Source organism: Vibrio penaeicida, from assembly GCF_019977755.1.
GTDB classification, from domain to species: domain Bacteria; phylum Pseudomonadota; class Gammaproteobacteria; order Enterobacterales; family Vibrionaceae; genus Vibrio; species Vibrio penaeicida.
In genome coordinates this window covers 724,556-737,871 of record NZ_AP025145.1, presented here as the reverse complement: position 1 = coordinate 737,871, position 13,316 = coordinate 724,556, and the positions used below count along the sequence as shown (strand labels likewise).

Sequence of the window (13,316 nt, the reverse complement as noted above, 5' to 3'; positions counted from 1 at the left end):
AACCACCTCAAGGTGCAGGATTCAGAGCTTTATCTTCTGTTTCAGTTCAAGGAAAAGAACGCAGTGGAATGACGCGTCCTTTCCAAGTTCTTTGACGATGAAATGGGACAGAAGATAAGCTCCCAGGGGCGAGTTTGCTTGGTTTTCATGCCGCGTTACCGATTCTAGGTTTAGAACCACTAGATCTTCAAATCGGCTCCTTGCCTGAAAACCAAGCCCCCAATCTATAGATAAGAAGCCGCTGAACCTAGCACCTTGAGGTGGTTTGAGTATAAGAATAAAAAAACCGACTTCAGTGAAGTCGGTTTATTGTTGGATAGGCTAGGTTCTGGTGAAGAAATTAGTATTCTTCGTCCATTACCTCATGTCGTTCATCATGATAAGCCTCTTCATCCTTACCTCGTTTCCAATAAGGAATGGCATACATGTTTTTCTTAGTCAGTTTATATTCTTCTCTGAGCACTTTTCGGCAAGCAAGAACACTTTCATTCTCACCCGCAATAAAAGCAGATAGAACCTCTGAGCCACTCGGAGGGGTAAGGTTAATGATAGCCTTGCTTAACTGAGCATGGCCGTCTTTCGGTTCTCTCAGAATCCATTCGACTGCAACACCTTCTGGATGCTTGATGTCGTGCTTGTCTTCAATATCATCAATCTCAATAAACACATAGCCAACAGTGTCAGACGGTAACACTTCCAAAATCGCGCTAATAGCAGGTACTGCGGTAAGATCACCAGCAAAAATGTGCCAATCAGCAGGTTCAATTAACGGGTCAGGTCCTGCTGGACCGACAAGCCCGATTTGAGAACCTTCTTTTGCTTTGAGTGCCCATCCACCACCCGGAGAATTTTCACCATGAGTGACAAAATCGATATCAAGTTCATTCACATCCGCACGGTATTTTCTGACTGAATATGCTCTAGGGACCGGTTTATGTTCTGGCCATACAACCGTTTCACCTTCCCTATACGGGAGCTGCAATATCCCATTTTCCCTATTTGGAAAAAATACTTTTATATGGGTACCACCTTGGTTTTCAGGGAACCCTATTAAGTCTTCACCTGTTACCGTCACTCGTAGTAGGTTTTTGGATACGTATTCCTTACGTACAAAGTTTAATAACATCGGATATAAGCGCTCTGGATTATCGCTCATTGGTTTACCTCTTATGTATAGCTGGAGAAGCTAATGTTGCCTCACGTAAACATGGTTATGCTGACACTTCTTCTTTCTTATGATTGATAGTTGGTTCAATAGCCTGCCACCACTCTTGTAGTGACACCGCTTCAATTAGTTGAGAGAACGACACATTGGCACCCTGCTTATTCCACTTTTCAACAAGTGTCATTGCTCTCATGGAATCCAGCCCCATAAACATTAAGTTTTCATTCACATCAATATCGTCAGAAGGAACACCCAATGTTTCTGCCACGTCAAACTGCAATACATTCAGACTGAGTACAGAACCTTTGGCGGTCTGTATTTCACTCATCGCTTTGCCAAGTGTTTTGATACTTCCCGCTCTGCCGGCAACATAATTCAATGTATGAACATGGTCTTCACGTGAGAAATCCGCAATGGCATCCCCAATAATAAACGGCTGAATGTCCAGCATAAAAGCATCAAGGGCTGTAGACAAAATGCCAATATGACCGTAGATACCGGAGATGATCAGCTGAGTTTTTTTGTTTTCTCGCATGTATTCAAGCAATGGTGTTTTCTTGAACGCACTATAACGCCATTTGACGTATTCAATATCGCCTTTTTCCGGTGAGAGAGAGAAAACAACTGGGGTATGTTCACCATTCAACCCAGGTCCCCAAAAATCGGATAACAATGCCCTGTCTTTCGGGTCTTGATTGGCAGGTTGAGCCGTATAAATAACAGGAATACCGGCTTCTTTGGCTCTCTTTTTAAGTTCACTGATATTCTTTAAAACATCAACCATAGGTGAGGCGTTCACCTCATAATAATTCACGAAGTATTCCTGCATATCGTGAATCAACAGTACCGCGGTACTAGGGTCAATTTTCCAATTCGTTTTGTTTCCTGGAAATTCTTTGTGTTCCGGCAAGTCGTAACTCGCAATCTTAGGTATAGCCATTTCTGATTGTCCTTAATACTCTAATTAGCGCCTAACGTTCCTATTTAAATAGCCCGATAAATCAGGTCTTTGCGCTCAGCAACTAAAGTAAAAACATTGAGATTGATAATGTGTCGTGCTCTAGTCGCTTATTCATTGATAATGTAAGAAATCATTATCAAGTTGCTGCATCTTCAGGATCCTCTACTGAAAACCCTCTTTCATGACGCCAGTGATGTATTTGTTGGTTGATGTACCAATCGATGATGTTAGGGAATATCGTTCCAACAAACTCTGTTGATATTCCTGCGTCTTCTGCCCATTTTTTTCGATCTTCCAGCATCACCACGACACGCTCGGGAGCTGGAATACTTTCTTCATTGGGCTTAAATTGCGCTGCTGCTTTTACGTATCCCATTCGCCTTGAGAGAAGTTGAATAATCTCTTTATCAAGGGAGTCTATTCCTGTTCGGATATCGTTAAGACTTTCGCAAGCTTCTGGCTTCTTTAAAGATGACACGTTAATTTCCTTTAAATTTCATTCCCTGTTATCTGTCTCCTACTTTCAACTTCAATCCTTACCTGTTGAAGAATATGGAGAAAATAGAATTCCTCGCTCTGAAGATAAATGAGAATGTATCTCATTATTAATACATATTCAATTGGTATCATATCGATTTTGCATTAAATTAGACTGCAAATCAGCAGCCCAATTTCAGTTATATGGAAGTATTAACCCAAGGGTTACCGTCGGGACCGGGAACACGCTTTTTGTCAATCTTGCCAACCGCCGTTTTAGGGAGGCTGGACACAATATTCAGTTCATCGGGTAATTTGAATGAAGCGATACCCTGCTCTTGAAGGAAAACTCGCAGTTCTTGAAGCGTCGGCACTCGACCTTTCTTGACTAACGCAACGCCTATTCTTTCCCCCAAATGCTTATCCGGTACCGCAACGACAGCGATTTGTGCAACATTTGGATGGGCAAGCAATTGCTCTTCTAATTCATCAGTAGCAATACATTCGCCAGCTCGGTTCACGACGTCTTTAAGCCGACCCGTCACCACAATGTAGCCATTTTCATCCACAACGACGCGATCACCACTTCGGTAAAAACCATCATGAGTAAAAGACCGTTCATTATGCTCCTCTGCACGATAGTAGCCCCTAAGAGTATATGGACCTCGAGTGACCAACTCCCCTTCCTCTCCAACCAAAACCGGATTCCCTTCTGCATTAACGACGCGAACCTCGTCCCAGCTACTTACAGGGCGACCCTGCTTGGTGGCGATTAATTCTTCAGCATCGCCAAAGCGAGTGCAGGCAATCAAACCTTCCGCCATACCGAACACTTGCTGAAGTGCACCTGGGAAAACTTTCTGAACGTTCAGAGCGTCGGTATACGCAAGCTTAGATCCACCCACTTGGATCAGTCTCAAACTGGATGTATCGGCATTCTCCCATTCTTTAGCTGCTGTCCATAACTGAGCTAACGCAGGAACTAATGCTGTAGAAGTGACTTTATTTGTCTCAATAACATCGAAACAATAGTCGGGGCTGGGGTTTGTACTAAAGATAACTTTACCGCCACACTGAAGTGCGCCAAGTAACCCTGGGCACCCCAAAGTAAAGTTGTGTGCTGCAGGTAAAACCGCAAGATAAACCTCTTCATTTGATAACTCGCTCGCGACGGCACAACTCTGAATGTTAAAACGATAATCGTTATGTGTTCTCGGAATGAGCTTGGGAAGACCCGTTGTCCCACCCGAGACCAGAAATAGAGCCGGAAAATCGGGATTTGATTTTTCAGGTATAAACTGGTCAACGTCACCTTTTGGCAATGAACGGTATTTGCCCGAGTCACCAGCAATATAGATATGTTTTAAGTCGGGTAATGCTTCCGATAATGAATCCGATATACTTATCGCTTTACTTTCATTTTCAAGATTGGAGCCCAAATAAGCCTTTGCACCAGAAATTTTCATAAAGTGAAAAATTTCGACAACACCATGAGCAGGTAAAGCCAGCACCGGAACCAAACCAGCTCTTTGTATAGCAAAAAAAACCTTTGCAAAATAAAGGCTGTTCGACACTTGGAAAACAACTCTATCGCCTGCTTTTAAGCCATCTTCCTTTAAACCTACTGCTATCTTGTCCGCTTCAAGTTGCAGTTGTTTATAAGAAAGCACTCCATGAGAGTCTTCAACTGCGACCTTATTTGGATGTTTATCTACTCCCTCAGATAAAATCCCCCACAAAGGTGTGTTCATCCATATATCGGCATCTTTAAATTTTTCAGATTGACTTTCAGACTGATCAATAAAACCGAAAAGCAAATCTTGTTGTACTTCATTTTCCTTGAGTACGATGTCCATCTCATTCCCTAATGTTTCTTTACTGATGACGTGAGTATTTGCTTGAAAAGCATAATCAAGCACACGCAGTGCAACTTATACATAAGTATATTCTCAAATGCTAATAATAATCATTTGAATGCGACAATCAAGTAATGATATTGTGTACGACGACTTTGAATCACACATTGGAAGTTTTACGTAACCCTCCGAAAAAAAAGGATATTATTTTGTCAAAGCAAGAAGCGAGTATTGATTTGTTAGCGACGATTAGCCAGCTTTTGGGCGTTCCGGCCGAATCAATAAAACCTGATGTAAACTTAATTGAGTTAGGTTTGGATTCAATCAGTATGATGCGTCTTACAGGTCAGTTTAGAAATGCTGGTTTGGATATCAATTTTGCACAGTTGATGGAGACACCAACGTTGGAGTCATGGAAAGAAATCATCGCCTCAAGTGAAGTGTCCGCCTAACCACACGAATCAAAAATCAAGCAGCTTTGGTTATTCACCTAAGCTGCTTTTTTTACTACCAAATAAAAACGCCTTACTTTAAGCAAGGCGTTTTTTGTTTATATCTAAAAATTTAGAAGTGTAATTCTATTGAAGCACCAATTTGGCGAGGCGCTTGTTCTAATGGCTCATCAACTGCAGGTGCATAAGTGACGAGTGTTTTCTTTTGTGAATCAAATACGTTTGTCACGAATAGAGATGCACGACCACCATCAAATACATAGGCTAGCTGCGCATTTGACACCCAGAATGGGTCAATTTCTTGCGCGGCGCTGTTCTCTCTATCAGAGAAGTACGAGCCAGTATAGTTAGCATTACCACTCAACTCAAACCCATCTGCAAATGTATAAAGAGCACCCAATGTTCCAGTTAGAGATGGAGCACGAGGTAATTCTCGAGTCTTACCACCTTGAAGGTCAGTCTCTTTATATTCTGTTTTTAGCAAACCAATATTAGCAAATACTTCCAAATCGGAAGTCGCTAGCCAGCGAGTTCCAGCCTCGGCACCATATGAATTTGCTCCATCCACATTTTCTACAAATACGTATCCGTCCGGCTTAGTCTGCTGAATCTGCATATTATTGAAGTCGTTATAGAATAAATTGGTAGTCAACTCAACGGTGCTGCCCTGCAAAAGGTGACGAGTGTAAATTTCGTAATTCCACATATCTTCCTGTTCGAAGCTATATGGTAGCATTGGAGCTCTACGAGTTGGGTTGAATGCCAAACCAGCACCACCAGAGTTATAACCCTTCGCGACCTTGAAGCCGATAGTCTGAGTACTTTCTGGCTTATACGCTACATCAAACTTAGGAAGAAATACTGTCGCAGTTTCATCATAATCAAGTGAGAAAAGATCAACATCTCTTACTTTATTCTCTTTCTCAAATCTACCAGCAAATGTTACATGAACCTGTTCAGTTGCAGAATAAGTCACTTCCGCAAACGCTGATTGAGTCTTTGTACTTCCCTCCATTGACGTTTCGCTAGTAGTAATAAATAGATCGTCTTGTTTAGAGCTAAAGTAACGTAAGCCTGCAAGAGCTACGATCTTGTCATCAAGTGAGTTGTATTTAACCAAAGGCTCAATATGGAATTCCTTACCCTTAGTCGTAAAGTCCGCACGGCGACCCGTAGGATCTGTCATACGATCATAATCAAACTTAGCGTATACAAGGTTATTTTCGATCGTAGTTGTGTCAGACAGTTTCCATGATACATTCCATGTGGTACTTACACTGTTACTTTCATAAACAGGGCGTTCAGCTGGGTAGTTTGGACCCACCACATTTTCTGACTGAGGTGCACGGGTGTCCATGTAAGTTACTGCTAAAGTCGTTCTAAACCCTTCTAACGCCGAAGGTTCAAATAGAAACTTACCTCGAGCCATTGTCGTTTCAACACGGCGTGAATCACCCACAGGATCATAAGTAGCTAAGTCTAGATGAGATTTGCGTTTTTGCTGATCGACACTCAAACGAAACGCAAGCTCATCATCAAGGATAGGGGCAGAAACCATTGCTGCAGTTTGAGAATAGTTTTGTTCACCTATTGCGCCCTTAACAGCACTTTCAAAGTGATACGTTGGATCTTTTGATTTCATCACTATGGCACCAGCAGAGGCATTTTGCCCCTGAACATAGCTTTGAGGACCAAGGTAAATTTCTGCTTGTTGCATATCCCATAGATAACGAGGACCAAATGCAATCTCAGAATAAGTTAAAGATCGACCATCAATAGAAAGGTTTAAACGTGGGGCTGTACCTGCAAAACTTGCGGCACCTCCAACAGATGGCCCTGAGCCATCTAGACCACGAATAGTTGGTAAGCTATTTCCTTTACCGGTATCCACAATGTTCGGAGTGATCTGAAGTAAATCAGCAACCTCCGTCGCACCTGGAGTCGTGTTGATGCGGTCTTCATCGTAAACTTCAACACTTGAACCTGTGTCGTAAATAGAGCGCTCTGTTTTTTCACCAATTACGGTGACAACAGAAATAGTACCTTCTTCAGAATTTGCTTCGTTTTTATTATTTGTTTCTGCAAATGCCTGACCACCCACGCAGAGTCCCATAATAACTGCGGATAAGGTGCGCAATTTGAATGTTTTGTTTCCTATTACATTCATCTGCGCTGGACGTAATGCTGTCATTTAAAATTCTCCTTAACTAAGCATTAACAATTGGTGCGCTCAAATACGATTTAACAAAAAATAAAAGCCAAATTGGAAGCTGTTCAAATGAGTGAAAAGGCGATGGACTCGTTAACTGAGTATTCGACTAGACTTCCTTGTGACTCCCATTAACCACTACGTTGTGTATTTGAGAGCGAGTATTCCGACTAAAAACCGCTTATCAGACAGAACAAAAAAGCATCAGAATTCAATATGCAGATACTTGTGAACTTTTTTCTATCTGTAGCTTGACGATTTTAGGTTCGTACTCTATCGATAGCATATATAAATGTAAAGCATTCTCATTTATATATATTAATAGTTATTATTATCATTAATGGATTTTATTTAAGGAATAGAAGCCCTTAAAGATTTCTTAAAATTAGGCAGAGGCAAGCTCTACCTAATCTAGAGCAACATATTTCGTAAATATGAACAGGATATTTGGTGTCAATTGGCAGGAAAACTAAACAATGTGGAATGCAAAAATTCCCTCAGCCCGTTGGCATGAACACCTACTGCGGACTGATCATAGAGTGCCGACTCCCCTTCAATTAACACGCTCATTCCTGAGGCATCCTTTGAAGATCGAAAGGTAATATTAAAGCCATCTGCTATACCACCAGCAATGACTTGGTGATTTGTCTGACACAAATGAAATTCGGGTGGATCGAAAGGCAATATATTAATAAAAGGTGACAAAAAATAATGACTACCTTCAGATATATTTTTACTCTCTAGCCTATATCGACCATGTGAATAAAGCTTTCTTAACTCTTTTACGGATCGCAGAAGATAATCTTCGACACTCTCATTCTGTTTAACGCACACTTTATATGGAATGGCATTTACCATTAACGAAGGTGTATTAGCGCAAGGATTTCCCATTCTATTCATAAAAGGAATCCATACCGGAAATCCATCTTCCTTTTGCCCTTGTGTAGTGCGGAAATGGGAATATAAGTACGCCGAAGTTAAAAGCAGTAAAATATCTGTCCACCCAATCACGAGCTTTTTCGATAAAGCCAGTAATGCCGTGCCTATTTCATCCGGTAACTCTAACCTTTTTTCTACCGTATCGAAGCACAAGCTATTACTCTCTACTTTTTCGAGATCGGAACTCTCTATATATTCTTGCCAAAACGCTTCATCTAGACCAAAACGTTTGCCTGTAAAGTAGTCATGATCTTCTTTTATGTAAGTATCGAGCCTTTTGTATGCAGCAGGTGGTATTTCTTCTGATACAAAACATCGATATAACGTTGCACATCGATCCTCGATTAAGCTCATGCTGTAACCATCTACTGCAATATGGTGTGCTCGCGAATACCAAATTCGTTTTTCATCAGATAGTAGATACAGCCTTTGTAAAGAAAGCGTAGAGTTGGTTAGGTTAATGGGTGTACTTGAGTCACTGTGCATCATCTCGTTAGCCAACGCTTCACTATTAGACTTTGTTCTAAGGTCGATGATTTCTACATTCGAACCCAGCGAAGGAATAACGGACTGACGTGGATAAGATTCACTTTCCTCGACTTTGAATGATAAGTTTAATACATCTGCTTCATCAACAGCTTGGCGAATCGCGCGCAGCAACAAATTAGTATCACAAGGACCATTAATTTCAATACGATGGGCTACGACAGATCCAGAGCTATCAGGGTGGTGCAAGAACTCATCCCAATAGGATTGCTGAGCATGGGTGAGTGGATGCCAAACTTGGCTCATTGTGGTTTCCTTACCTAAATGCACCTCAGTTTAGGATAAGCTGAGCAAAGACACTCCATTCAAACATCGCTACTTCGATTTAAATGCAAAAGGTTTATCCTTATCCTTGGCTGAGGTTAATTGAATATAACCAAAAGCCGCCAGATAATACCAACACAGCAACAAAACTCAATGAGAATCATTTACAATTATATTCATACCACGAGTGCAACCCCATGAAATGCGACAACCCCGATGGTTAACCTTGTTCTAAGAGCATTGTAGCCTTTCGCATTATTTTCATTTTCAGAGTTTCGCAATGTCGCTTCAGTGAACCAAACTGCTACATACCCAAAAGCCAGCATGAACAGAGAAATCCAATGATTTTCCGGTGATTGCAATAAAACCGCCCACGCAATAAATGTGAAAGAATTGCTTAATAGCATTCCATTACGGCTTAATGCATGAGAGAAATGATCAATCGCATTTCCCCACAAAGCACCGGATAAAAAGCTCAATATAATCGCGCTATAAGTAACAAAAAGCCCCAATGGGGTATGCCCAAATAGCGAAATATCCGCCACCATAAGAACTAAACAACCAAGAAAGGGCAAAAGCCCTAAGTACCCAAGCTCCATCATAATGTGTCGCGGTGTCTGTTCCATCATCCACTCCAATCGGTCACTTTTACAACTGATTAAATAATAGACAAAACCTAAAGAAGTCACGAGAAAGTTAACCAATAGTCTCTATTTAGTTTCATTTTTGAGGTGTAGCCGTTGTAAACCTGATCAAACGGACAAACCATTCAGGTTTAGCGTTCTTTTCTAGAGTATCGACATAGATTATTTTCTGTTCAGCTCAGTAGCTTGACTATACTTGGTCTATTACATTTTTATTGGATGGGTAAATGCACTGGTATTTTTGGCTGTACTCTTTAATCTGTGTTGTTTTTTTGAATTTTTTCAATGTCGTGAACGCAGAGAATCGTGCAAAGGCTGACGATCCTTTCGAATCAGAGTCGAATTTAGATAATCGACTACCAGTTCAAGTTTGCAGCGATACCTGGGCACCGTTTTACTACGAAATGCCACACAAGCCAGGTGTAAAAGAAGAAAACAAACAAACAACGAGCAATATTGTTGGCGTCAATATAGATATATTGGAAGCCACAGCAACCCAACACCAGTTTAAATTCCAGTATAAACTCATGCCGAATAAGCGGTGCCTCCATAACTTACAGAAACTCGGGCACGAGAGCAGTTTTGAAATCACCACAGACGTTACATACAGTGAAGAGAAAGCAAAAGAATTCTATTTCATTGGGCCCATATACACCCTCTCGCGTGCCATATTTTATTCTAAAGACGAGTTCCCAAAAGGACTCTTCAATCCAATGTCGGGGGGTAGATTAACAACACTGCGTGAATTGAAACATTTTGATGTATGTGAAGCAGATGGGCGCGTTGTTAAAAATTACATCGAAAAACACACTCATCTTGATGACAAAATTATCTCAATACACAAATCTGGACTAAGCAGCATGATCATGATGTTAGAACATGGTCGCTGCGAGATAATGGAAATCCCCGCCCCTATTATCGCGGGCAGTATCGCAACGGGTGAGGTAACCCTACCCAACAACATTGCTTGTCAGTCACTCGATGAAGAGAATGTCCGTTTTTACTTTGTGATATCGAAGCGCTCACCGAGAGCCGAACAACTGGTCACCGCCATCAATCAAACTCTGATCAGATTGAAACAATCCGGTGTGTATAACGATATAGTCAAACGTTATTACAACAAACTCCACGCTAAAAACAGCCGCTCAATTACTAGCTGCTTTTAACGTTCACTTTTCGAAATGTTCACCATGTAGGTTTCACAATTTCAGTGAAACCTATCAGTGCAACTGCACCAAAAGCATTCAAAATTAACCCATTGATATTAAACTACAAACACAAAAGGGGGATTACTGGGCAAAAAACTGGAAGCTGTCGTTGTCGATCCCGCTTCAAACTGGACTCTTTTGCAGAAAAGTCCACGAATTAATTGAAAAAGAACAAGTCTATGTCGTCATTGGAGGGTATGGATAGTATACATCGCGAATGCGATCGAATAAGCCTTACGTATTTACCAACCTTAAACAAGGAATAGGGTTAGAGACTATTATTTATTTCATCATTACCGAAGGAATGTTGTAATTCAATACAAGCTCATTCTCTTGATCAAGTTGTATAACTGCAATTCGTCAACTAACTTTTATCATTAGATAACGTATACGTTTAAGATCGATGAATCATGTAGGGATTGAGGAATATTATGCCGCCAAAAGCAACGGATGCTGTCGACAGCTCAATGAGCTTTCCACTTCTTGCCAGCGTGTTTCACAGCATCCCTATTATGGTTGCAGTACTGGATAGTGATTTAAGATACATCGTTGTCAGCCAACAGTACTTGGATTTTATTCGCTCCACCAGCGAGAAAGTCCTCAATAAAACCGTAAAAGAAGCGTTACCTCCCCCAGTTTACGCCAATGCCGCCCCTTTGCTTGAGCGAGCACTGAATGGCGAATCAATCAGTTTCGAAGTTGAGTTGCCTACCGAAACGGACAATAAAAGATTCATCAATATTCAATACCAACCCCGTTTGGATATAGAAGGCACCCAAGTCGGTGTCGTAATGAGCGGTATAGAAATTACGTCGCTAAAAAAGTCGGAACTAGAGAAACAGCGCGTTCAGGAGTACCTCAATACCACGTTCAATTCCATTGGGCATGGGATCGCCATAGTAAATACGGAACGCGAACTCGTTTCAAGCAACCCTCCTTTTCACCGAATTGTTGGGGAGCAATTGAGCGAAATAAACGGTTTACTAAAAAATCATCCATTTGGTTTAGTGGATTGTTTGTGTGACATAGGCTGGCGACGCAGCCCTGAATTTAGCCAATTCGTATCGGGCAGTGCTTCAAAAGAAGTGTTTGAACCTCACTCCTTACTGACAAAACACGACACCTTTATTGGCTACAAGGAGCTGGATTTAGAAGGTGGCAGCAAATGTTATGTTTTTACGGATGTCACCCAGCAGATCAAAGACAAACAAAACCTCATTCAACAAATGCAATACAACGCAGCTATCATTGATAACTCCCCTAACCTACTTTGCGTTGTTGATCGAATCGAATTTAATATTCAAATGTTAAACCCAGAAGCATTCAAACGTTGTGGGCGAAAACAAGACGACGTTGTGGCTAGAAATTGGTTTCGCGTATTCGCGAATGGTTATTGGACTCCTGAACAAGAAAATCAAATCATTGTGAATTTGCCATCCGATGTCTTGGAGGTCACCAACCGAGACAGTGACGGTAATACCATGACCGTGCATTGGCGATTTGTCAGCCTAGATGATCATTCTAACCGAGTACTCTGCTTTGGCGCTGACGTTACTCAACTCAATGACACGCAACTCGAACTTGAATCGCTCAACCTGAGCTTAGAAAAGAAAGTTAGGGAACGCACTCAATCACTTGAAACAGCAAACGAAGAACTCCAGTTCACTTTGAAAAAGCTGCAAGAAACGCAGCAAAACCTAGTCGAGGCAGAAAAAATGGCGTCACTCGGTGGCTTGGTAGGTGGTATTGCTCATGAAATCAACACACCTCTTGGTATCAGTGTCACCGCGACGAGTTTTCTCGAAGAGAACGTTCAAACACTGCGTAAAGGTTTCGAATCCGGTAACCTTTCAAAGGCACAGTTTTCTAAAGTCCTTCTTTCGTTGCAACAATCAACCGAAATCTTAACCACCAATCTTCAAAGAGCTGAAAAACTGGTGAGTAGTTTTAAAGAAGTGGCCGTCGACCAAACCAGTCAGACAGCGTATGAATTCAACCTAAAAGACATCCTAGAAAAACTGCTGCTGTCTTTATCTCACGAAGTTCGAGTGGCAAAAATGGCAGTGCACCTAGATTGTTCTCACGATATCGATATCGAAAGTTATCCAAGTTCCTACATTCAGATATTCACCAATTTAATTACAAACAGTATTCGCCATGGATTTGACCACTGGGATGGTCCTAGAAACGTTTATATTCACATCAGTACTGAGGATGAGCATCTCAATATCGTATACCGAGATACCGGAAAGGGCATTGCCGATTCCGTGAAAGATAAGATATTCGAACCATTTGTGACCACTAAGCGCGGAGGCGGAGGCAGTGGTTTAGGCGCTAACATTGTCTACAATATGGTTGTACAACTTCTAAAAGGCAGCATCCAATGCGTTACAGAGAACGAGCAAGGCGCGTGTTTTAAAATCCGCGTTCCACTGATTTTGGATTTGGATAAACCGAATGACGGCATTGCCTCTGCTGTTTAATAAAGCGTGCCATGACGTCGTTAATACAGCTAGAGTGCTATATCGAAATAAAACATGGTCGAAATAAAACACGGGAACTCCCGTGTTTTATTACACTAAAAGCTCAAATACT

General features: G+C 41.4%; 10 protein-coding genes and 2 pseudogenes. 5 read left to right on the top strand and 7 right to left on the bottom strand.

Translation table 11 applies throughout. From position 1 onward, the window contains the following. Positions 1-340 precede the first annotated feature (340 nt). The 4 genes from LDO37_RS21670 to LDO37_RS21655 all read right to left on the bottom strand — a co-directional run bounded on the left by LDO37_RS21670 (position 341) and on the right by LDO37_RS21655 (position 4,459). Positions 341-1,156 (bottom strand): siderophore-interacting protein, encoded by an 816-nt coding sequence (locus LDO37_RS21670; RefSeq protein ID WP_126606794.1) that lies wholly within the window; start codon positions 1,154-1,156, stop codon positions 341-343. Between the two features lie 55 nt (positions 1,157-1,211). Continuing rightward, on the bottom strand, positions 1,212-2,105 hold the full coding sequence (locus LDO37_RS21665; protein WP_126606793.1) for an isochorismatase family protein: 894 nt from the start codon (positions 2,103-2,105) through the stop codon (positions 1,212-1,214). Positions 2,106-2,262: 157 nt separating this feature from the next. Next, positions 2,263-2,604 (bottom strand): isochorismate lyase, encoded by a 342-nt coding sequence (locus LDO37_RS21660; protein WP_126606792.1) that lies wholly within the window; start codon positions 2,602-2,604, stop codon positions 2,263-2,265. A 199-nt stretch (positions 2,605-2,803) separates the two neighbouring features. Then, entirely contained in the window at positions 2,804-4,459 is a 1,656-nt protein-coding gene (locus tag LDO37_RS21655; RefSeq protein ID WP_126607133.1) for a (2,3-dihydroxybenzoyl)adenylate synthase, read from the bottom strand. A 209-nt stretch (positions 4,460-4,668) separates the two neighbouring features. On the opposite strand from LDO37_RS21655, the gene LDO37_RS21650 reads away from it, so the two are divergent. Then, entirely contained in the window at positions 4,669-4,911 is a 243-nt protein-coding gene (locus LDO37_RS21650; protein ID WP_224055874.1) for a phosphopantetheine-binding protein, read from the top strand. Between the two features lie 112 nt (positions 4,912-5,023). On the opposite strand, the gene LDO37_RS21645 is transcribed toward LDO37_RS21650, so the two are convergent. From LDO37_RS21645 to LDO37_RS21635, 3 genes are all read right to left on the bottom strand, one after another. Beyond that, a complete protein-coding gene (locus LDO37_RS21645; protein WP_126607131.1) occupies positions 5,024-7,102 on the bottom strand; it encodes a TonB-dependent receptor domain-containing protein in 2,079 nt (692 codons plus the stop codon). Positions 7,103-7,573: 471 nt separating this feature from the next. Further along, positions 7,574-8,851, bottom strand: coding sequence for a condensation domain-containing protein (locus LDO37_RS21640; protein WP_126607130.1), 1,278 nt, complete (start codon positions 8,849-8,851; stop codon positions 7,574-7,576). Positions 8,852-9,045: 194 nt separating this feature from the next. Next, complete coding sequence (locus tag LDO37_RS21635; RefSeq protein WP_101109935.1) at positions 9,046-9,495, bottom strand: DUF3429 domain-containing protein; 450 nt, start codon at positions 9,493-9,495, stop codon at positions 9,046-9,048. Between the two features lie 245 nt (positions 9,496-9,740). Between LDO37_RS21635 and LDO37_RS21630 the strand changes: the two genes are divergently transcribed. From LDO37_RS21630 to LDO37_RS21615, 4 genes and pseudogenes are all read left to right on the top strand, one after another. Further along, positions 9,741-10,679, top strand: a complete 939-nt coding sequence (locus tag LDO37_RS21630) for a substrate-binding periplasmic protein (RefSeq protein ID WP_126607129.1) — start codon at positions 9,741-9,743, stop codon at positions 10,677-10,679. A gap of 108 nt (positions 10,680-10,787) precedes the next feature. Next, a pseudogene (locus tag LDO37_RS21625) lies at positions 10,788-10,920 on the top strand (transporter substrate-binding protein); the annotation flags it as partial. Between the two features lie 9 nt (positions 10,921-10,929). After that, positions 10,930-11,034, top strand: a pseudogene (locus tag LDO37_RS21620) (urease accessory protein UreG); the annotation flags it as partial. A gap of 118 nt (positions 11,035-11,152) precedes the next feature. Continuing rightward, a complete protein-coding gene (locus tag LDO37_RS21615) occupies positions 11,153-13,204 on the top strand; it encodes an ATP-binding protein (protein WP_126607128.1) in 2,052 nt (683 codons plus the stop codon). Positions 13,205-13,316 lie beyond the last annotated feature (112 nt).